The organism is Streptomyces sp. NBC_00080 (genome assembly GCF_045041255.1).
GTDB classification, from domain to species: Bacteria; Actinomycetota; Actinomycetes; order Streptomycetales; family Streptomycetaceae; genus Streptomyces; species Streptomyces coriariae.
Window position 1 is genome coordinate 2,973,615 of sequence record NZ_CP108235.1, and the last position, 20,960, is coordinate 2,994,574.

General features: G+C 70.9%; 15 protein-coding genes. 6 read left to right on the forward strand and 9 right to left on the reverse strand.

The genetic code is table 11. The features are described 5' to 3' along the window. Nucleotides 1-24: 24 nt before the first annotated feature. Entirely contained in the window at nt 25-1,029 is a 1,005-nt protein-coding gene (locus OHU34_RS12955) for an NADP-dependent oxidoreductase (RefSeq protein ID WP_405766385.1), read from the forward strand. Nucleotides 1,030-1,072: 43 nt separating this feature from the next. Further along, nucleotides 1,073-1,957, forward strand: a complete 885-nt coding sequence (locus OHU34_RS12960) for an alpha/beta fold hydrolase (RefSeq protein ID WP_405766387.1) — start codon at nt 1,073-1,075, stop codon at nt 1,955-1,957. 85 nt (nt 1,958-2,042) lie between these two features. Here the strand turns inward: OHU34_RS12960 and pruA are convergent, their stop codons facing one another. Together pruA and OHU34_RS12970 are read right to left on the reverse strand one after the other, a co-directional pair. Further along, nucleotides 2,043-3,683, reverse strand: a complete 1,641-nt coding sequence (gene pruA / locus OHU34_RS12965) for an L-glutamate gamma-semialdehyde dehydrogenase (protein WP_405766389.1) — start codon at nt 3,681-3,683, stop codon at nt 2,043-2,045. Nucleotides 3,684-3,732: 49 nt separating this feature from the next. After that, the gene (locus OHU34_RS12970; protein ID WP_405766392.1) at nt 3,733-4,659 is read right to left on the reverse strand and encodes a proline dehydrogenase family protein; all 927 of its coding nucleotides are present in this window, start codon (nt 4,657-4,659) and stop codon (nt 3,733-3,735) included. Nucleotides 4,660-4,840: 181 nt separating this feature from the next. On the opposite strand from OHU34_RS12970, the gene OHU34_RS12975 reads away from it, so the two are divergent. Continuing rightward, nucleotides 4,841-6,025: a CdaR family transcriptional regulator gene (locus tag OHU34_RS12975; RefSeq protein ID WP_142266285.1), complete on the forward strand. Its 1,185-nt coding sequence runs from the start codon at nt 4,841-4,843 to the stop codon at nt 6,023-6,025. A gap of 34 nt (nt 6,026-6,059) precedes the next feature. On the opposite strand, the gene OHU34_RS12980 is transcribed toward OHU34_RS12975, so the two are convergent. Continuing rightward, complete coding sequence (locus tag OHU34_RS12980; protein ID WP_142266284.1) at nt 6,060-6,650, reverse strand: TetR/AcrR family transcriptional regulator; 591 nt, start codon at nt 6,648-6,650, stop codon at nt 6,060-6,062. Between the two features lie 97 nt (nt 6,651-6,747). On the opposite strand from OHU34_RS12980, the gene OHU34_RS12985 reads away from it, so the two are divergent. Next, nucleotides 6,748-8,304 carry an MFS transporter gene (locus tag OHU34_RS12985; RefSeq protein WP_405766394.1) on the forward strand — a complete coding sequence of 519 codons (1,557 nt, stop codon included), beginning with the start codon at nt 6,748-6,750 and terminating at the stop codon, nt 8,302-8,304. A gap of 162 nt (nt 8,305-8,466) precedes the next feature. On the opposite strand, the gene serA is transcribed toward OHU34_RS12985, so the two are convergent. The 6 genes from serA to OHU34_RS13015 all read right to left on the reverse strand — a co-directional run bounded on the left by serA (nt 8,467) and on the right by OHU34_RS13015 (nt 18,584). Then, nucleotides 8,467-10,056 (reverse strand): phosphoglycerate dehydrogenase, encoded by a 1,590-nt coding sequence (serA, locus tag OHU34_RS12990; RefSeq protein WP_020131431.1) that lies wholly within the window; start codon nt 10,054-10,056, stop codon nt 8,467-8,469. 233 nt (nt 10,057-10,289) lie between these two features. Next, nucleotides 10,290-11,288, reverse strand: a complete 999-nt coding sequence (gene ilvC / locus OHU34_RS12995; RefSeq protein ID WP_020131430.1) for a ketol-acid reductoisomerase — start codon at nt 11,286-11,288, stop codon at nt 10,290-10,292. A 139-nt stretch (nt 11,289-11,427) separates the two neighbouring features. Next, entirely contained in the window at nt 11,428-11,952 is a 525-nt protein-coding gene (ilvN, locus tag OHU34_RS13000; protein WP_020131429.1) for an acetolactate synthase small subunit, read from the reverse strand. 21 nt (nt 11,953-11,973) lie between these two features. Then, on the reverse strand, nt 11,974-13,821 hold the full coding sequence (locus OHU34_RS13005) for an acetolactate synthase large subunit (RefSeq protein ID WP_230194573.1): 1,848 nt from the start codon (nt 13,819-13,821) through the stop codon (nt 11,974-11,976). Nucleotides 13,822-14,081: 260 nt separating this feature from the next. Then, nucleotides 14,082-17,219 (reverse strand): bifunctional diguanylate cyclase/phosphodiesterase, encoded by a 3,138-nt coding sequence (locus OHU34_RS13010; RefSeq protein WP_200839817.1) that lies wholly within the window; start codon nt 17,217-17,219, stop codon nt 14,082-14,084. Nucleotides 17,220-17,630: 411 nt separating this feature from the next. Next, entirely contained in the window at nt 17,631-18,584 is a 954-nt protein-coding gene (locus OHU34_RS13015; protein ID WP_230194575.1) for a 2-hydroxyacid dehydrogenase, read from the reverse strand. Nucleotides 18,585-18,660: 76 nt separating this feature from the next. Between OHU34_RS13015 and OHU34_RS13020 the strand changes: the two genes are divergently transcribed. Further along, complete coding sequence (locus OHU34_RS13020) at nt 18,661-19,656, forward strand: aldo/keto reductase (protein WP_142266280.1); 996 nt, start codon at nt 18,661-18,663, stop codon at nt 19,654-19,656. A gap of 101 nt (nt 19,657-19,757) precedes the next feature. Beyond that, entirely contained in the window at nt 19,758-20,918 is a 1,161-nt protein-coding gene (locus OHU34_RS13025; RefSeq protein ID WP_230194576.1) for a sorbosone dehydrogenase family protein, read from the forward strand. Nucleotides 20,919-20,960: the final 42 nt, after the last annotated feature.

The window sequence follows — 20,960 nt, forward strand, 5'->3', positions numbered from 1 at the left end:
CATTCCTGCCTACGGTCCCCTCCCATGACCAGCACCGCGCTCACCGTGCAGCAGACCGCCCGTCCGACCGGCTTCCCCACCCCCGGCCACTTCCGCTTCGCCGAGTCCCCGGTCCCGGAACCGGCCCCAGGGACGGCCCTGGTGGAGAATCTCTACTGGTCGGTCGACCCCTACCACCGCGAAATGATGGACGGCGAATTCGAGTTGAACTCCCCGCTGGAGGGACGCTCACTCGGCCGGATCATCGCCACCCGCGATCCGGCGGCCCTCCCCGAGGGCGAGATCGTCTTCCACCGCCAGGGCTGGCGCACCCACGCGGTGGTCCGCCCGGAGGAGGTCAGACGGCTCCCCCGGTACGAAGGGGTGCCGCTCTCGGCGCACTTGAGCCTCCTCGGCGGCACGGGCCTGACGGCGTACGTCGGCCTGACCCGCGTCGCCCGGCTGCGTGAGGGCGAGGACCTGTTCGTCTCCGCGGCGGCAGGCGGGGTCGGCACGGCGACGGGACGCTTCGCGCGGCTGCTCGGGGCGGGCCGGCTGATCGGCAGCGCGGGCACGGCGGAGAAGGTGCGGTACCTGACCCGGCAGGTCGGCTACGACGCGGCCTTCGACTACCACGACGGCCCGGTCGCCGAGCTGCTGGCGAAGGCCGCCCCCACCGGCGTCGACGTCTTCGTCGACAACGTGGGCGGCGAACATCTCGGGGCGGCGATCGGCGCGCTGCGGGAGCGGGGGCGGGTGGTGCGCGTCGGCACGGTCGGGCAGTACAACACGCCCGACGCGCCGCCGGTGGTCTTCGACCACGCCGACATGGTGGAGAAGCGCCTGCGCATGGAGGGCTTCCTGGTGCGCGATCACCTCGACGTCCAGGAGGAGTTGTACGAGTTCGCCGTACCGCGTCTGCTGAGCGGGGCACTGGCGCTGGACGAGACGGTGGTGGACGGGTTCGAGCGGATCGTGGACGCGTTCCTGCTGATGCTGCGCGGCGGGAACACGGGGAAGATCCTGGTGCGCCGGTCACCTAACCCCTAAAAGTCTCTTGACCGGTTAGGTGGCCGCGTGGTGCACTCGTGGCATGACCCTCCACGCCGACCGCCAGGTCCGTCACCGCACCACCACCGTCCGCGGCCACGAGGTGTACTACCGGGAGGCGGGCCCGGCCGACGCACCGGTCCTGCTGCTCCTGCACGGCTTCCCTAGCAGCTCCCACATGTTCCGCGACCTGATCCCGCTGCTCGCCGACAGCCATCGCGTCATCGCCCCCGACCACCTGGGCTTCGGCCGGTCGGCGGCACCCGCCGACTTCCGGTACACCTTCGACGAACTGGCCGCCGTCACCGGCGAGTTCACCGAGCAGCTGGGTCTGAAGGAGTTCGCGCTCTACATCCAGGACTACGGCTCCCCCATCGGCCTGCGCCTCGCCCTCGCCCACCCCGAGCGGGTGACCGCGATCATCACGCAGAACGGCAACGCCTACGAGGAGGGGCTCGGGGCTCAGGCCTGGGCGCCGGTGCTGGCGCTGATCGCGGAGCGGACCCCGAAGACCGAGGCGCCGGTGCGGGAGATCAGCAGCCCGGACGGGATCAGGTGGCAGTACCTGCACGGGGTTCCGCCGGAGCAGCAGGAGCTCGTGAGCCCCGACGCCTACGAGCACGACGCGGCCCTCATGGCCCGGCCCGGCCAGCCCGAGATCCAGCTCGACCTGATCTCCGACTACGGCTCCAACTTCGCCCTCTACCCGGCCTTCCAGGAGTACTTCCGCACCAGCCAGGTCCCGCTGCTGGCGGTCTGGGGCGCCGGCGACGAGATCTTCGTCCCGACCGGCGCGCTCGCGTTCCGCCGCGACCTGCCCCGGGCGGAGGTGCACCTGCTGCCCACCGGGCACTTCGCCCTGGAGACACACGCGGGCCAGATCGCGGCGCTGATCGGCGACTTCCTCGGCCGCGCCGCCACCCGCTGACGCACCCGCCGTCGGAGAACGGGAAGGGGCCGGGCAGTAGCCCGGCCCCTTCCTCCGTCATGCTTCGCCGCTGTACGACGACGCGTCAGCCCATGTGCGGGTACGGGTAGTCGGTCGGCGCGACCAGCGTCTCCTTGATGGCACGGGTCAGGGTCCAGCGCATCAGGTTCTGCGGCGCGCCGGCCTTGTCGTTGGTGCCGGAGGCGCGGCCGCCGCCGAAGGGCTGCTGGCCGACGACGGCACCGGTCGACTTGTCGTTGATGTAGAAGTTGCCGGCCGCGTAGCGCAGCTTCTCCATCGTGTACGCGGCGGCCGCGCGGTCGCCGGAGATGACCGAGCCCGTCAGCGCGTAGTCCGACACCGACTCCATCTGGGTCAGCATCTCGTCGTACGCCTCGGCCGAGCTGTCGTCGTACACGTGCACGGCGAGGAAGGGGCCGAAGTACTCGGTCGTGAAGACCTCGTTCTCCGGGTCGGTGCACTCGACGACGGTCGGGCGGACGAAGTAGCCGACCGAGTCGTCGTAGGAGCCGCCCGCGACGATCGTGCAGGTCGGGTCCGCCTTCGCGCGGTCGATCGCCGCCTTGTTCTTGGCGAAGGACCACTCGTCGATGACGGCGCCGATGAAGTTCGAGAGGTCGGTGACGTCACCCATCGTGAGGTAGTCGACCTCGGCCGCGAACTCCTCCTTGAAGCCGGAGTTCCAGATCGACGCCGGGATGTAGGCCCGGGAGGTCGCGCTGCACTTCTGGCCCTGGTACTCGAAGGCGCCACGGGTGAGCGCCGTCTTCAGCACCGCGCGGTCCGCGCTCGGGTGGGCGACGACGAAGTCCTTGCCGCCGGTCTCACCGACCAGACGCGGGTACGAGCGGTACTTCTCGATGTTGGCGCCGACCGTCTTCCACAGGTACTGGAAGGTCTTGGTCGAGCCGGTGAAGTGGATGCCGGCGAGGTCGCGGTGCTCCAGGGCCACCTTCGAGACCTCGATACCGTCGCCGGTGACCAGGTTGATGACGCCCTTGGGCAGCCCGGCCTCCTCCAGCAGCTGCATCAGCAGGACGGCCGCGTGGGTCTGCGTCGGCGACGGCTTCCACACGACCACGTTGCCCATCAGCGCGGGCGCGGTCGGCAGGTTGCCCGCGATGGCGGTGAAGTTGAAGGGCGTGATCGCGTAGACGAAGCCCTCGAGCGGGCGGTGGTCGAGGCGGTTCCAGACGCCCGGGGAGTTCGCCGGGGGCTGCTCGGCCAGGATCTGGCGGGCGTAGGCCACGTTGAAGCGCCAGAAGTCGACCAGTTCACAGGGACAGTCGATCTCCGCCTGCTGGGCGGTCTTCGACTGGCCGAGCATGGTGGAGGCGGCGAGCGTCTCGCGCCAGGGACCGGCGAGCAGTTCGGCGGCGCGCAGGATGATCGCGGCGCGGTCGTCGAAGGACATCGCGCGCCAGGCGGGCGCGGCGGCGAGCGCCGCGTCGACCGCGTCCTGGGCGTCCTGCTGCGTGGCGTTGGCGTAGGTGCCGAGGCGGGCCTTGTGGTGGTGCGGCTGCACGACGTCGAAGCGCTCACCGCCGCCCATCCGCCGCTCGCCGCCGATGGTGCAGGGCAGGTCGATCGGGTTGTCGGCCAGTTCCTTGAGCCTGGCCTCCAGCCGGGCGCGCTCCGGCGAGCCGGGGGCGTAGCCGTGCACCGGCTCGTTGACGGGGGTGGGGACCTGGGTTACCGCGTCCATGTCTTCCGTTACTCCTTCTGAGCGGGTGTTTCGAGCGGGGGGTGCGGGCTCAGCCCTTGCTGATCATCGAACGGACGAAGAACCGCAGGTTGGCCGGCTTCTCCGCGAGCCGGCGCATGAAGTAGCCGTACCAGTCGGTGCCGTAGGCGGTGTAGACACGCATGCGGTGCCCCTCGGCCGCCAGCCGCAGGTGCTCGTCGCCGCGGATGCCGTACAGCATCTGGAACTCGTACTCGTCCAGCTTGCGCCCGGCCTTGCGGGCGAGCTCCTGCGCGATGGAGATGAGGCGCGGGTCGTGGGACCCGATCATGGGGTACCCCTCGCCCTCCATCAGCGTGCGCAGGATCCGGACGTACGCCTTGTCGATCTCGTGCTTCTGCTGGTAGGCGACCTCGGCGGGCTCCTTGTACGCGCCCTTCACGAGCCGTACCCGGCTGCCGCTCGCCGCAAGGCGGAGGGCGTCGGCCTCGGTGCGGAAGAGGTAGGCCTGGATGACACAGCCGGTCTGCGGGAAGTCCTTCCGCAGCTCCTCGTGGATGGCGAACATCGAGTCGAGGGTGGTGTGGTCCTCGGCGTCGAGGGTGACGGTGGTGCCGATGGCCGCGGCGGCCTCGACGACCGGGCGCACGTTGCCGAGGGCCAGCTCGTGGCCTCCCTCCAGCGCCTGGCCGAACATCGACAGCTTGACGGACATCTCGACCCGCTCGCCGAGCTCCAGCTCCGCGAGCCGGTCGATCAGCGCAAGGTAGGCGTCCCGGGCGGCGGCGGCCTGCTCGGGGGTGGTGATGTCCTCGCCGACGACGTCCATCGTCAGCTCCAGCCCCCCGGCGGTGAGCTCCTCGACGATCGGGACGATGTCGTCGACCGTCTCACCGGGGATGAAGCGGTCCACGACCTGCTTCGTCACCGGGGCCGCCGAGATCAGGCGTCGCGTCCGGTCGCTGCGCGAAGCGGCGAGAATCACGGGACCCAGCACGGGGCACCTCCACATACCAACCCATACGAGGCCGTTGCCCGACGATCGGGGAACGGCACGGAGAACCACCGTGAAACCTAAGGATCCCTCCGATCGTGGGCCATCGACAGCTGTCACGCATCCCTGCCGCTGATCTCAGACAGATGTATGACGAGGTGCGGAAATGCGGGAGAATGCCTGAGTGACAGCCGATGCTCCATCCTTCAATCACGCGGGTGACTACCAGGAGCTGGTCGACGAGATCTCCGAGCTGCTCGGTGCTCCCGCGACCCTGGAGAACCGGGATTTCGAGCTGATCGCCTTCGGCGCCTACGACAGCGAGGGCGAGCTCGACGCGTCGGCGCTGGATCCGGTGCGCACCCGCTCGATCCTGACCCGGCGCTCCACGGCGGCCGTCCGCACCTGGTTCGAGGGCTTCGGCATCACCCGCGCGACCGGCCCGGTCCGGATCCCGCCGACCCCGGAGGCCGGGGTGTACCGGGGGCGCGTCTGCCTCCCCGTACGGCACCGGGGGGTCGTCCTCGGCTATGTCTGGCTGCTCGACGACGACCCCGGGCCCTCGGACCCCCAGCTGGCGGCCGCGATGGGGGTGACCGGCCGGATCGGCGCCCTGCTCGCCGACGAGGCCCAGCACGGCGCGGACCTCACCCGCGAGCTGCGGGCGGTACTCACCGCGCAGCCCGACTGGCAGCGGGACATGGCAGTGGCGGAGCTGCGCACCGCGCTCGGCGCCCGCGCGGACGGCCCGCACACGGTGGTGTGCGTGACGCCCTGGCCGTCCGCCGACCCGGACGACGCGCCCTCGCTGCGTACGCTGCCGGGGGCGACGGCGCTGTGCACCGTGCCGTGGGGCACCGCGTCCCAGTCGCTGGCGCTGCTGGTCCGCCTGCGCTCGACGGACACCCTCACCCCGGCGACGACGGCGGCGGCCCGGCTGCTGGAGCGGGCGGGAGAGTCCGCCGCGGGAGTGGCCGCCGGGCGGGCCGGCCTCGCGGAACTCGGCGCCGCCTGGCAGGAGGCGTCGGCGTCGGCGCGGGCGGCGCTCGCGGAGCCCGGCCTCGGCCCGGTCGCCCGGTGGGCGTCCATCGGCCCCTACCGCCTGTTGACCGCCCTGCCCCAGGAGAGCTCCCAGGACCCCGCCGTACGGACCCTGTTGGCCCCCGCCCACCACGAACTCGCCCGTACGGCCGAGGTCTACCTCGACTGCGCGGGCCAAGCGGGCCGCACGGCAGCCGAGTTGGGCATCCACCGGCAGACCCTCTACTACCGGCTGTCGCGGGTGGAACAGCTGACCGGCCTGGACCTGGACGACGGCGAGGACCGGCTGCTCCTGCACATGACGCTCAAGGCGGCCCGGCTGCCCTGAACCCCTCCGGGGCCGCCCGGACGACCCGCCCGGGTCAGCCCTTCGCGGCGCCCGCGATCACCCGGCGCAGCCCCTCGGTGAGCTGTGCCGCGTCGGTCGCCGAGTCCGGGTCGAAGAGCCACTGGACCATGAGCCCGTTGAGGAGGGTCTGGTAGAAGCGGCCCTCCGTGTCGACGGTCTCCTTGTCGAGCTCGTCCTCCGGGACGCCGTTGAACATGGGCACGATCCCCGACCGGCCCTGCTCCTGCGCCTCGGCCAGCAGCTTGCGCACCTCGGGGAGCCGGTCGCCCTGCACGATGAGCTCGAAGCTCAGCAGCCAGACGGCCCGCGTCCGCGGCACCGACCCGATGATGCCCGCCCACACCTCCTGGAAGCGCTCCAGCGATCCGGCGGCCGCCGTCATCTCGCCCCCCGCACCCCACCCGGGGTCGAACTCGTCACCGGCGCCCTCGATCAACGAGACGTACGCCTGCACCAGCAGCGCGTCCTTCGAGCCGTAGTGGTAGCCGATGGACGCCAGGTTGGTCCCCGACTCCTTGACGATGTCCCGCGCGGTCGTACGCAGGAACCCCTTCTCCAGCAGGCAGCGCTTGGCGCCCTCGAGCAGATCCTCACGGTGTCCCATGCCCGCCACCCTACCTCCGATCCATACAACCGTCCTATACGCATGACTTATACAAGCGTTCTAGACAAGCGTTTAATACGCTCGTACAGTCACCGTCATGACCAACCCGACGAACTCGACCGACGCGACCGACGCGACGACCACGGTGAGCACGCTGAGCACCCCCGCGCCTCCCGCAGGCCGCGCCGGCCGCCGCGAATGGACCGCACTGGGCGTACTGATGCTTCCGCTCCTGCTGGTCTCCATGGACGTCTCCGTCCTCTACTTCGCCATCCCGGCGATCAGCGCGGACCTGGGGCCGACCGGCACCCAGCAGCTGTGGATCTTCGACATCTACGCCTTCGTGCTGGCGGGCCTGCTGATGACGATGGGCTCGCTCGGCGACCGCATCGGCCACCGCAGGCTGCTCATGATCGGCGCCGCCGCCTTCGGCGCCGCCTCACTGACCGCCGCGTACGCGAACAGCGCCGAGACCCTGATAGCGGCCCGCGCGGTCCTCGGCATCGGCGGCGCGACCCTGATGCCCGCGACGATGGCCCTGATCCGCACGATGTTCACCGACCCGGGCCAGCGCGCGAAGGCGATCGGCATGTGGTCCGTGGTGATGACGGGCGGCATCGCGCTCGGCTCGGTGATGAGCGGCCTGCTGGTGCAGTACTTCTGGTGGGGCTCGGTCTTCCTGGTCAACCTGCCCGCGATGGTCCTGCTGCTCGCCCTCAGCCCGGCGCTCCTGCCGGAGTCCCGCGACCCCGCCCCCGGCCGCTTCGACTGGCCGAGCGTCCCGCTGTCGATGGCCGCCGTCCTGCCCGTGATCTACGGCCTCAAGGAGATCCCCTCCGAGGGCTGGCACGCGCAGTACGTCGTCTCGGTCACCGTCGGTCTGCTCTTCGCGGCCCTCTTCGTCCACCGCCAGCGCACCACGGCCGCACCGATGATCTCCCCGGCACTGTTCCGCGGCCGCGGTTTCGCCCCGGCCCTCGCCCTCAACCTGGTCTCCGCCTTCGGCATGCTGGGTTCGGCGTTCTTCACCACCCAGTATTTGCAGTCGGTCCTCGGCAGGAGCGCGCTGGAAGCGGCCCTGTGGGCGCTGCTCCCCTCGGTGCCGATCGGCCTGGCGGCCCCGGTCGCGACCTCCCTGGTCCAAAAGGGCGTCGACCGCGCCTACGTGGTGACGGCCGGCTTCGCGATCGGCGCGAGCGGCTACGCGCTGCTGGCCCTCGCCGGTACGGACTCGATGTGGCTCGTGCTGACCGCCTGCGCGGTTCTGGCCTGCGGGATCGTCATGGTCCTGTCCCAGATGACGGACCTGGCGCTGGGCGCGGCCCCGGTCGAACGGGCGGGCTCCGCGTCCGCCCTGCTGGAGACCGGCACCGAGTTCGGCGGCGCCCTCGGCATGGCCGTCCTCGGCTCCATCGGCACGGCGATCTACCGCCACGACATCCCGGCCACAGCCCCGGCCGAGGCCCGCGAGACCCTCGGCGGCGCCCTGGCGGTGGCGGGCCGTCTCCCGGGGCGCACGGGAGACGCCCTGACGACGACGGCACGCGAGGCGTTCACCAGTGGCATGCACGGCGCGGCGATCGCCGGAGCGGTACTCCTCGCCGGAGCGGCGGCAGCGGCTTCACTGACGCTGCGCAGGACCGGCGTGAAGTGACACGAACGAAAGGAGCCGGGCGGGCCGGATCACTCCGGCCCGCCCGGCTCCCGCTTTCGAGCCACGTTCAGTGATTCCAGCCCGTCCGGCGTTTGAGGACGAGGCCCCTTCAGGGCCGAAGCCGGGGCCTGGGGGCGGCAGCCCCCAGTACGTGCGGCAGCCTCAGACGAGGTTCACCGCACGAGCGGACGTCGCGCCGATCTCCTCGGCGACCTCCGCCAGCACCCCGGCGGGCACCGCGTCGTCGACGGTCAGAACGGCCAGCGCCTCGCCACCGACCGCCGCGCGGGCGACCTGCATGCCGGCGATGTTGATGCCCGCCTCGCCGAAGACCCGGCCCACGGTGCCGACGACACCCGGACGGTCCTCGTACTTGAGGACGACCATGTGATCGGCGAGGGCGAGGTCGACGTCGTACTCGCCGACCGCGACGATCTTCTGGAGGTGCTTCGGACCGGCCAGCGTGCCGGAGACCGACACCTCCTCGCCGTCCGAGAGCGTGCCGCGCACGGTGACGACGTTGCGGTGGTCGGCCGACTCGGAGCTGGTGGTCAGCCGCACCTCGACGCCGCGCTCCTGCGCGAACAGCGGGGCGTTGACGTACGAGACGGTCTCGTCGACGACGTCCTCGAAGACACCCTTGAGAGCCGACAGCTCCAGCACCTTCACGTCGTGCTGGGTGATCTCGCCGTACACCTCGACGTCGAGGCGGACCGCGACCTCACCCGCGAGCGCGGTGAAGATGCGGCCGAGGCGCTCGGCGAGGGGCAGACCGGGCTTGACGTCCTCGGCGATGACACCGCCCTGGACGTTCACCGCGTCCGGCACCAGCTCGCCCGCGAGGGCCAGCCGCACCGAACGCGCGACCGCGATACCGGCCTTCTCCTGGGCCTCGTCGGTCGAGGCACCGAGGTGCGGGGTGGCCACGACCTGGTCGAACTCGAAGAGCGGGGAGTCCGTGCAGGGCTCCTTCGCGTACACGTCGAGGCCGGCGCCGGCGACGCGGCCCTCCTTCAGCGCCGAGTACAGCGCCTCCTCGTCGACGATCCCGCCACGCGCGGCATTGACGATGCGCACGCTCGGCTTGACCTTGCGCAGCGCCTCGTCGCCGATCAGACCGACCGTCTCGGGGGTCTTGGGCAGGTGGACGGTGATGAAGTCGGCGACCTCGAGCAGCTCGTCCAGCGAAAGGACCTTCACGCCCATCTGCGCGGCGCGGGCGGGCTGGATGTAGGGGTCGTAGGCGACGACCTTCATACCGAAGCCGGACATGCGCTGCGCGACGAGCGCGCCGATGCGGCCGAGGCCGACGACGCCGAGGGTCTTCTCGGCCAGCTCGACGCCCGTGTACTTGCTGCGCTTCCACTCGCCGTTCTTCAGCGCGGCGTTGGCCTGCGGAATGTGGCGGGCGGTGGCGAGCAGCAGACCGCAGGCCAGTTCGGCGGCGGTCACGATGTTGGAGGTGGGGGCGTTGACGACCATCACGCCGGCCTTGGTGGCCGACGGAACGTCGACATTGTCCAGGCCGACGCCGGCTCGTGCGACGACCTTCAGTTTCTTCGCGGCGGCGATCGCCTCGGCGTCCACCTTGGTGGCCGAGCGGATCAGGATCGCGTCGACATCGGCGATGGCCGGGAGCAGTTCGGCTCGGTCCGCTCCGTTGGCGTGCCGGATCTCGAAGTCCGGGCCAAGCGCGTCCACGGTCGCGGGCGACAGCTCTTCAGCGATGAGTACGACAGGTTTCGAGCTCACGTGAGTCCTCACAAGTCCAATGCGTGCGGACGGCCGTCCCGACGGCCGCAGGCGGAGGAGGGGCTAGCCGCGTGGAAGACGCACGACGCTGTGGGCCTGACGCGTATGTAGTGCAGCAGTCTAGTGCCGCGACGGCGGTCGCCTCACGCCTCCGCGGAAGGATCACCCGTCCGTGGTGGACGGGATGGACAACGGGGCCGGAGCGATCTGCTCCGGCCCCCCGTCCCGAGGCCTTACGCCTCTTCGTTCACCCAGCTCATCAGCTTGCGCAGCTGCTTGCCGGTGGTCTCCAGCAGGTGCTCGGAGTCCGCGTCCTTGTACTCGTTGTACTTCTTCAGACCGCCGTGGTACTCGTCCATCCAGTTCTGGGCGAAGGTGCCGTCCTGGATCTCGGCGAGGACCTGCTTCATCTCGGCCTTGGTGGCGTCGGTGATGATGCGCGGGCCGGTGATGTAGTCGCCCCACTCGGCGGTCTCGGAGACGCTCCAGCGCATCTTCTCCAGGCCGCCCTCGTACATGAGGTCCACGATCAGCTTCAGCTCGTGCAGGCACTCGAAGTAGGCGATCTCCGGCTGGTAGCCGGCCTCGACGAGGGTCTCGAAGCCCGCCTTGACCAGCGCGGAGGTGCCACCGCAGAGGACGGCCTGCTCACCGAACAGGTCGGTCTCGGTCTCCTCGGTGAAGGTCGTCTTGATGACGCCGGCGCGGGTGCCGCCGATGCCCTTGGCGTACGACAGGGCCAGCGCGAAGGCGTTGCCGGTCGCGTCCTGCTCGACGGCGGCGATCGCGGGGACGCCGCGGCCCTCCTCGTACTGGCGGCGCACCAGGTGACCCGGGCCCTTCGGGGCGACCAGGGCGACGTCGACGCCGGCCGGGGCCTTGATGAAGCCGAAGCGCACGTTGAAGCCGTGGGCGAAGAACAGCGCGTCGCCGTCCTTCAGGTTCGGGGCGATGGACTCCTCGTAGACCTGGGCCTGGATCGGGTCCGGGATGAGGATCATGATGACGTCGGCCTCGGCGGCGGCCTCGGCCGGGGTCACCACGCGCAGGCCCTGCTCCTCGGCCTTGGCCTTGGACTTGGAGCCCTCGTGCAGACCGACCCGGACGTCGACACCGGAGTCACGGAGCGACAGGGCGTGGGCGTGGCCCTGGCTGCCGTATCCGATGACCGCGACCTTGCGGCCCTGGATGATGGACAGGTCGGCGTCGGCGTCGTAGAACAGCTCGGCCACTTTGGGTTCTCTCCTTGAGTGCAGGTGTTGCGTCCCACCGTATGACGGCGAGCGGAAGGGAAGTTTCGGGGTCTCGGCATCCGGGCGGTCAGTGATCACCGGCCGCCCGGATCCGTTCGTACGAAGACCGGTTGCGTACTTACGCCGACCGGTCGAGAGCGCGCAGCGACCGGTCCGTGATCGAACGGGCGCCGCGGCCGATGGCGATCGTGCCGGACTGGACCAGCTCCTTGATGCCGTACGGTTCCAGCATCTTGAGCATGGCGGACAGCTTGTCGTTGCTGCCGGTGGCCTCGATGGTCACGGCCTCCGGGGAGACGTCGACGGTCTTGGCGCGGAACAGCTGGACGATCTCGACGATCTGCGAGCGCGTCTCGTTGTCGGCGCGCACCTTCACCAGAACGAGTTCGCGGTGAACGGCCTGTCCCGGCTCCAGCTCGACGATCTTCAGCACCTCGACGAGCTTGTTGAGCTGCTTGGTGACCTGCTCCAGCGGCAGGGCGTCGACGCTCACCACGATCGTGATCCGGGAGATGTCGGCGTGCTCGGTGACGCCGACGGCGAGCGAGTCGATGTTGAAGCCCCGACGGGAGAACAGGGCGGCGATCCGGGCCAGGATGCCCGGCTTGTTCTCCACCAGGACGGAGAGCGTGTGCTTGGACATGTCTTCTTACGTCTCTCTCGCTCAGTCGTCTTCGTTGTCGCCGAAGTCGGGGCGGACGTCCCGGGCGGCCAGGATCTCGTCGTTGGAGGTGCCGGCGGCGACCATCGGCCACACCATCGCGTCCTCGTGGACGATGAAGTCGACGACGACCGGGCGGTCGTTGATGGAGTTGGCTTCCTCGATGACCTTGTCAAGGTCTTCGGGTGACTCGCAGCGGATCGCGTAGCAGCCCATGGCCTCCGACAGCTTCACGAAGTCGGGGACGCGGGTACCGCGGGCGTCCGGGTTGACGTCGTTCGGGCCGGAGTGCAGCACGGTGTTGGAGTAGCGCTGGTTGTAGAACAGCGTCTGCCACTGGCGGACCATGCCCAGGGCGCCGTTGTTGATGATGGCGACCTTGATCGGGATGTTGTTCAGGGCGCAGGTGGTGAGTTCCTGATTGGTCATCTGGAAGCATCCGTCGCCGTCGATGGCCCAGACGGTCCGCGCGGGCGCGCCGGCCTTGGCGCCCATCGCGGCCGGGACGGCGTAGCCCATGGTGCCCGCGCCGCCCGAGTTCAGCCAGGTGGCGGGCTTGTCGTACTGGATGAAGTGGGCGGCCCACATCTGGTGCTGGCCGACGCCCGCGGTGAAGATCGTGCCCTCCGGGGCGAGCTGCCCGACGCGCTCGATGACCTGCTGCGGGGAGAGCGAGCCGTCGGCGGGCTGGTCGTAGCCCAGCGGATAGGTCTCGCGCCAGCGGTCGAGGTCCTTCCACCAGGCGGTGTAGTCGCCGGCCTGGCCCTCGCTGTGCTCCTTCTGCACCGCCTGGATCAGGTCGGCGATGACTTCGCGGGCGTCCCCCACGATCGGCACGTCGGCGGCCCGGTTCTTGCCGATCTCGGCCGGGTCGATGTCCGCGTGGACGATCTTGGCGTGCGGCGCGAAGCTGTCGAGCTTGCCGGTGACCCGGTCGTCGAAACGGGCGCCGAGGGCGACGATCAGGTCGGCCTTCTGCAGACCGGTGACGGCGGCCACCGAGCCGTGCATGCCCGGCATGCCCAGGTGCTGCGGGTGACTGTCGGGGAAGGCGCCCAGCGCCATCAGCGTGGTGGTGACGGGCGCGCCGGTCAGCTCGGCGAGGACCTTCAGCTCGGCGGTGGCGCCGGCCTTGAGGACACCGCCGCCGACGTACAGGATCGGCCGCTTGGCGGCGGTGATCAGCTTGGCGGCCTCGCGGATCTGCTTGGCGTGCGGCTTGGTCACCGGGCGGTAGCCGGGCAGGTCCATGACCGGCGGCCAGGAGAACGTCGTCCTCGCCTGGAGGATGTCCTTGGGGATGTCGACCAGGACCGGGCCGGGTCGGCCGGTGGAGGCGATGTAGAAGGCCTGCGCGATCACCCGGGGGATGTCCTCGGCCTTGGTGACCAGGAAGCTGTGCTTGGTGATCGGCATGGTGATGCCGACGATGTCCGCCTCCTGGAAGGCGTCCGTGCCGATCGCCTTCGACGCCACCTGGCCGGTGATCGCCACGAGCGGCACCGAGTCCATGTGGGCGTCGGCGATCGGGGTCACCAGGTTGGTGGCGCCCGGCCCCGAGGTGGCCATGCAGACGCCGACCCGGCCGGTGGCCTGCGCGTATCCGGTGGCCGCGTGACCCGCGCCCTGCTCGTGCCGGACCAGGACGTGGCGGACCCTCGTCGAGTCCATCATCGGGTCGTAGGCGGGCAGGATCGTGCCGCCGGGAATGCCGAATACCGTCTCGGCGCCGACCTCCTCGAGAGAACGGATGAGGGACTGCGCACCCGTCACGTGCTCGACGGTCGCGGAGTGCTGTCCTCCGGATCGGGGCCGCGGCTGCGGATGGGCCCCGGTGGCCTGCTCGGTCATCGGCATTCTCTTCTCGATGCTGAGGGTTTTACTGAGGGTCTTGCTCAGGGTCTTTCAGAGCTGCGGCACGCGGGCCGCAGCGGGTTTTGTGCAACAAAAAACCCCTCGTGCCAAAAGGCAAGCGAGGGGAGCGCGCCGGGTGTGGGTCGCTGGGAGTTCCGGGTCCGTCCGGAGCGTCACCAACTTCAGCCGACGCGCTTTCCAAGTACGAGAATTCGGGTGCGCATGGCATTGACCCTCCCCCCGGCGCGCACCGACTGTCAAGTGGGTGGGACGGGAGTCTCATTATGTGAGCGAAGGGCACTTCCGCTCCCCAGGACGGCCGTGACACCGCCGGCGACCCCACCGGCGTGGACACCACTGGTGTACACCCCCGCGCCGCCGCCCGCGAACGCGGGCTCGGCCGGCCCGTGGGGCACCGGATAGCGGCCGGTCGCGAGGGCCCGGCGCAGCCGGTACTCGTCGAGCGGCCCGGAGAACGCCATCCCCTGGCCGTGCGTACAGCCCATCGCGCGCAGGGCGACCACCTGCTCGGGCAGATCCACGCCCTCGGCGACGGACTGGAGCCCGAGGTCGGTGGCGATCCGCAGCAGCCCACTGGTGATCTTGTGCAACCGCGCGGACTCGACGACCCCCTCGACCAGCGAGCGGTCCAGCCTGAGCACGTCGACGGGGAGTCTCCGCAGCGCCGTGAGGGCCGCGTAGCCGCTGCCGAAGCCGTCGAGGGCGATCCGCACCCCGAGGCGCCGCAGCGCCCCCAGGCGGCGCTCCAGCTCGTCCAGCGGCACCCTCGGGTCGGTGTCGGACAGCTCCACCACCAGGGACCCCGACGGCAGCCCGTGCCGGGTCAGCAGCGCCTCCACGGAGCCCAGCGGCATCGACCGGTCCAGCAGCCGTCGGGCGCCCACCCGTACGACCACCGGCAGGGTGAGCCCGCTCGCGGCCCGGTCGGCGGCCTGCTCGACGGCCTCCTCCAGCACCCAGCGCCCCAGCTCGGCCGTCTTGTCGCTGTCCTCCGCGACCCGCAGGAATTCGGCGGGCGTGAAGAGCACCCCCTGCGAGGAGCGCCAGCGGGCCTGTGCGGCGACCGACGAGATCCGGCCGTCCTCCAGGCGCACCACGGGCTGGTGCAGCAGCGCGAACTCACCGTCGTGCAGCGCGGCACGCAGCCGCGTGGCCAGCTCCGCCTTGCGTACGACGTCCTGCTGCATCTGCGGCTTGTACAGCTCGACGCGGCCCTTGCCGCCCGCCTTGGCGCGGTACATGGCGAGGTCGGCGTTGCGCAGCAGCTCACCGGCGCCCAGACCGGCTTCGGCGAAGGCGACGCCGATGGAAGCGGCGACACGGACCTCGTTGCCGTCGATGAGGTACGGCTGCGACAGCGTGAGCCTGAGGCGGTCGGCGAGTTCCACTATGTGGCGTTCCCGGGCGGTTCGGTCGCGGGTGCCGTCGCCGACGATCAGGGCCGCGAACTCGTCGCCGCCCAGTCGGGAGGCGGTGTCTCCCTTGCGGACCGCGTCCTGGAGCCTGCGGGCGGCCTGGACCAGCAGTTCGTCACCGGCCGCGTGGCCGATCGTGTCGTTGACGGCCTTGAAACCGTCGAGGTCGATGAAGAGGACCGCCGTGTTGCGCAGGGCGGGACCCCGGTCGGAACTGCGGCGGCCCGACAGGGCCTGCTGGACGCGGCGGGTGAACAGCGCGCGGTTGGGCAGGTCGGTGAGCGGGTCGTGTTCGGCGTTGTGCTGGAGCTGCGCCTGGAGCCGCACCCGCTCGGTCACGTCCCGGCTGTTGAAGATCAGGCCGCCGTGATGGCGGTTGACGGTCGACTCGACATTGAGCCAACCTCCCCCACTCCCGGCTTCGCCCGAGCGGGAGGTGCCCGCATAGCCGGAGCGGAAGCGGCACTCGATGCGTGTGGTGGGTTCCTCCTGGGGGCTGGCGGCGAGGAAGCGGCGCACCTCGTGCACCACGCAGCCCAGGTCCTCGGGGTGGATGAGGTCGGCCAGTTCGGAACCCACCAGGTCCTCGGCCGGCCGGCCGTAGACCCCGGCGGCGGCCGGGGAGACGTAGCGCAGGACGCCGCTGGGCGCGGCGATCATGATGACGTCGCTGGAGCCCTGCACCAGGGAGCGGAAGTGGTTCTCCTTCTGCGCCAGTTCCTGGGTGAGGGTGATGTTGTCGAGCAGCATGATCCCCTGGCGCACCACGAGGGCGAGCACGACCGTGCCGCCGGTCAGCAGCACCACGCGGTCGACGCTGCGGCCGTTGAGGACGTTGTAGAGGATGCCCAGGGTGCAGACGGCCGCGGCGAGATAGGGCGTGAGGGCGGCCAGGGAGCCGGTGATGGGCCGGGTGACCGGAAACCGGCTGTGATCACCTCCCTGGGGAGGCGCCTGCGCGGAGGTCTGCGTGGCTGTCCGGGCGGACGGCTGCCCGGACGCGGCGGCCGGCGTGCGCGGCGGCCCCTGGGGGCGGCGCCCTGTGGGGCGCGGACCGGGTACGTGTTCGTGCACCACACGCGTGTGCCCCTCGTCCGCGGCCGACCGTTGCCGGCGGGAGGCGGCCCAGGGCGCGTACGCCAGGAGCAGCGAGCCCGCGAACCAGCCCGCGTCGAGGAGCTGGCCCGAGCGGTAGTTGTTGTGCAGCAGCGGCGAGGTGAACAGGGCGTCGCACATGACGGTCAGCGCGAGCGCGCCGACGGCCGTGTTGACCGCCGTGCGGTTCACCGCCGTGCGCCGGAAGTGCAGCACCAGCACCATGCTCACCAGGGCGATGTCGAGCAGCGGGTACGCGAGCGACAGCGCGGCGTGCGCCACGCTCGGTCCGTCGAACTTCGCCGCCTGGGCGAGCGCGAGGCTCCAGGAGAGGGTGAGCAGCGAGCCGGCGATCAGCCAGGCGTCCAGGGCCAGGCAGACCCAGCCCGCCTTCGTCATGGGCCGGGCGGCGAGCACGAGCAGCCCCACGATGGCGGGGGGCGCGAAGCACAGGAAGAACAGGTCGGCGAAGCTGGGGCTGGGCACGGGCCGCCCCAGGACCACCTCGTACCAGCCCCAGACCAGGTTGCCGAGGGCGGCCATCGCCGAGGAGATCGAGAACAGCAGCCAGGCGGGTCGAAAACGGACGCGGCGGCTGCGCGCGTAGAGGAAGCAGGAGACGGCGGCGGTGCCCGCCGCCGCGGACAGCCCGAAGTCGCCCATGATCAGTGCGAGTCGGTCGGAGCCCCAGCCGAGCGCGGAACCGACGGCGTATCCCGCGCACAGGAGAGCGAGCAGCATTTGGTGGACCAGGTTGGTCCCGGAGCCGCCGGCGGACGGCAGGGCGGTACGCGGTGCCCTCGTCGAGGACTGCGTCCGCGGCGCTCCGTCGAGGAGGGGCGTGGAGGTCGGCGGCGGACTCACCGGGTCCTCCCGGTCCGCGTCACTCCCGGATCCCTCGGGTCCCGGACCGCCGGTGGCGCTTGCTTCCCGTGGCCGCCGCACCGGTGGCGGTGACGGCAGGGGTGAGTGCTGTGACCGTGTCGGCGCGTGGTGGAGCGCCAGGGTCGCCGCCGGCGGTTCCGCCGCGTCGGATCGTTCGTCCATAGGCCGTGCATCGCCCGTCGCCCCCCTCGCAAGTCTGAAATGTCCATCCCTGACGCCGAACGTGCGCGGCGTAGCCCCTGTCGGGACGATACACCAGACTCGTCACTCAGGGACATAGTTCCTCTACGCTGCGTGACGATCATCGGCATATGCGCCCGGAAGGGGTACGGACCGCGTCCGGAGGACTGCGGAGGGTGCCGACGCCGGACTACAGGAGCGCCCCGGCCGTCACGATCCGTTCGCCGTGCCCGTAGTGAGGATCACGTTGCGCAGTGGCTCCCGGTTCACGAAGCGGCCCAACTGGTCCACCAGCAGGCGCACGGCGCGGGGCAGGAAGGCGGAGGTGGGCCCGCCGACGTGCGGACTGACGAGGACGCCCGGCGCGCTCCACAACGGGTGGCCCGGGGGCAGGGGCTCGGGGTCGGTGACGTCCAGCGCCGCGGTGAGGCGCCCGCTCTCCACCTCGGTGAGCAGGGCCTTGGTGTCGACGACCCCGCCGCGGGCCACGTTCACGAGCAGCGCGCCGTCCTTCATCCGGGCCAGGAACTCGGCGTCGACCAGGCCGAGGGTGCTGTCGTTCAGGGGCGTGCACAGGATGACGACGTCCGCTTCGGGGAGCAGGGCGGGCAGTTCGGCGATCGGATGCACGGGGCCGCGCGCCGTCGTGCGCCAGGAGCGCGCGACGCGCGCCACCCGCGCCACCTCGAAGGGCACGAGCCGGTCCTCGATGGCGGAGCCGATGGAGCCGTACCCGACGATGAGCACGTTCTTGTCGGCGAGCGCGGGCCGGAACCCGCTGAGCCACTCCCCCCGGTCCTGGGCCCGGACGAAGTCGGGGATGCCACGCAGCGACGCGAGGACCAGGGTGAGCGTGAGCTCGGCCGTGCTCGCCTCGTGCACCCCCCGCGCGTTGCACAGCCGCACGCCGGGACGCAGCGACGCGAGGGCCGGCACCACGTGGTCGATGCCGGCGGACAGGGTCTGGACGACCTCCAGTGAGGTCATCTCGGGCAGCGGCCGCTGCCCGAGACCGGCGGGCTTCATGTAGGGGACGACGTAGAAGACGCAGTCGGCCGGGTCCGCCGGAAAGTCCTCCTCACCGTTCCAGAAGCGGTAGTTCGGCCCCTCCGGGAGGCCCTCGATCTCCCCCGGGGGGATGGGAAGCCAGACGTCAGCGCTCATGGTCAGGAGGCTATGTCAGGTACGCGCGCGTGCAGAGGTTAGGTTGGGGGCTCGGGAGAGGGAGGGTCACGGGCAGGTGGAGCGCAGGACGATCGGCGCGGGGGCGCTCGAGGTGGGTGCCGTCGGTCTCGGCTGCATGCCGATGAGCTGGGCGTACAGCGGGTCTCGGCAGCGGGGCGACGAGTCGCTCCGGGCGGTGCACCGGGCGCTGGACGCGGGTTCGTCCCTGCTGGACACCGCCGACATGTACGGCCCGTTCACCAACGAGCTGCTGGTGGGGCGGGCGTTGAAGGAGCGGCGCGAGGACGCGTTCGTGTCGACGAAGGTCGGTCTGCTCGTCGGTGAGCAGCACATCGTGGCCAACGGCCGGCCGGCGTATGTGAAGCGGGCCTGCGACGCCTCGCTCCGGCGCCTCCAGACCGACGTCATCGACCTCTACCAACTGCACCGGGCGGATCCCGAGGTCCCGGTCGAGGAGACCTGGGGCGCGATGGCCGAGCTGGTCCGGGCGGGCAAGGTGCGGGCGCTGGGGCTGTGCGCGGTGGGCGCACGAGGTGGTCGCCGCTCGGGAGGACTGTACGACGGAACGATTCGCCAGTTGCGGCGCGTCCAGCAGGTCTTCCCGGTGAGCGCCGTGGAGGCGGAACTGTCGGTGTGGTCGCCCGAGGCGCTGGACACCCTGCTGCCCTGGTGCGAGGCGCGGGGTGTGGGCTTCCTGGCGGCGATGCCGCTCGGCAACGGCTTCCTCACCGGCACGCTCACTCCCGGCCAGGGCTTCGAACCGGACGACATGCGCGCCCGGCACCCCCGTTTCACCGCCGAGATGATGGCCGCGAACCAGCCGATCGTCGTCGGTCTGCGCCGGGTCGCCGCCCGGCACGGCGAGGCCGTGACGGCCGCGCAGGTGGCGCTGGCCTGGGTGCTGGCACAGGGTCGGCACGTGATCACGGTCCCGGGCGCCAAGCGGGAACGCTGGGTGACGGAGAACGCGGCGGCGGCCGCCCTGCGTCTGACGCCGCAGGATCTGACGGAGGTGGCGGAGCTGCCCGGAGCACAGGGATCGTGGGAGTAGTCCCGCTTTCGGGTCGCGATGGCCCGGATCGGGAACCCATGAGGCGTGAACGGCGTAGGACAGGTGAAGGCCCCCGCAGGAACCGCCGTGTCGAAGGGACCATGATCGTGCAACGTCGAGCTGTTTCAGCCGTGTTGGCCGCGAGTGCTCTGCTGGTGACGGGCGGCTGCTCCTCCGATGCCGGGAGGTCCTCGGGCGCCTCGGCCAGTGCGGCCCCGAGCAGTACGGCGGCCCAGGTCTCCCCGTCCGCCGAGGAGACCCCGCCCGCGAAGGGCACGGTCACGGTGGTGCGCACGGTCGCGGAGGGCCTGAACACGCCCTGGGGCCTCGCGCCCCTCCCCGAGGGCGGCCTCCTGGTCGCCTCCCGCGACGAGGGCACGATCACCCGGGTGGACGCGGAGACGGGCAAGAAGACCGAGCTGGGCGAGGTGCCGGGGGTCTCGGCGGCCGGCGAGGGCGGCCTGCTGGGCCTCGCCCTCTCCCCCGACTACGCGTCGGACCACATGGTCTACGCCTACTTCACCTCGGCCTCGGACAATCGCGTCGTCCGGATGATCTACGACCCCGCGCGGCCCGCCGGCGACCAGCTGGGGGCACCCGACACGGTCTTCAAGGGCATACCCAAGGGCATGATCCACAACGGTGGCCGGATCGCCTTCGGTCCCGACCGGCTGCTCTACGTCGGCACCGGCGAGAGCGGCGACCGGGGCCTGGCCCAGGACAAGAAGTCCCTGGGCGGCAAGATCCTCCGGCTGACCCCGGAGGGCGAACCGGCCGCCGGCAACCCGTTCCCGGACTCCGCGGTGTACTCGTACGGACACCGCAATGTGCAGGGGCTCGCCTGGGATTCCAAGCAGCGCCTGTTCGCCGCGGAGTTCGGCCAGGACACCTGGGACGAACTGAACGCGATCGTGCCGGGCGCCGACTACGGCTGGCCGACGGCCGAGGGCAGGTCCGAGGACACGAGGTTCCGCAACCCGACAGCCCAGTGGCACACCGACGACGCCTCGCCCAGCGGTATCGCCTACGCCGAGGGCTCGATCTGGATGGCGGGGCTGAAGGGGCAGCGCCTGTGGCGCGTCCCGCTGAAGGGCACGGCGGCCTCGGCGGACCCGCAGGCCTTCCTCGAGGGCGACTACGGCCGACTGCGCACGGTGGTCTCCGCGGGCGGCGACAAGCTGTGGGTCACGACCAGCAACACGGACGGCCGGGGCGACCCGAAGTCGGGGGACGACCGGATCCTGGAACTGAAGGTGAGCTGAGCGGCCTCACCCGGCCGAACGGCTCACTCGGCCGAGCGGCGT

Excerpts from the sequence above, each read along its gene's own strand:
- OHU34_RS12955 (WP_405766385.1), top strand. The coding sequence starts at position 25 with ATGACCAGCACCGCGCTCACCGTGCAGCAGACCGCCCGTCCGACCGGC.
- OHU34_RS12960 (WP_405766387.1), top strand. The coding sequence starts at position 1,073 with ATGACCCTCCACGCCGACCGCCAGGTCCGTCACCGCACCACCACCGTC.
- pruA (WP_405766389.1), bottom strand. The coding sequence starts at position 3,683 with ATGGACGCGGTAACCCAGGTCCCCACCCCCGTCAACGAGCCGGTGCAC.
- OHU34_RS12980 (WP_142266284.1), bottom strand. The coding sequence starts at position 6,650 with ATGGGACACCGTGAGGATCTGCTCGAGGGCGCCAAGCGCTGCCTGCTG.
- OHU34_RS12985 (WP_405766394.1), top strand. The coding sequence starts at position 6,748 with ATGACCAACCCGACGAACTCGACCGACGCGACCGACGCGACGACCACG.
- ilvN (WP_020131429.1), bottom strand. The coding sequence starts at position 11,952 with ATGTCCAAGCACACGCTCTCCGTCCTGGTGGAGAACAAGCCGGGCATC.
- OHU34_RS13005 (WP_230194573.1), bottom strand. The coding sequence starts at position 13,821 with ATGACCGAGCAGGCCACCGGGGCCCATCCGCAGCCGCGGCCCCGATCC.
- OHU34_RS13015 (WP_230194575.1), bottom strand. The coding sequence starts at position 18,584 with ATGAGCGCTGACGTCTGGCTTCCCATCCCCCCGGGGGAGATCGAGGGC.
- OHU34_RS13025 (WP_230194576.1), top strand. The coding sequence starts at position 19,758 with ATGATCGTGCAACGTCGAGCTGTTTCAGCCGTGTTGGCCGCGAGTGCT.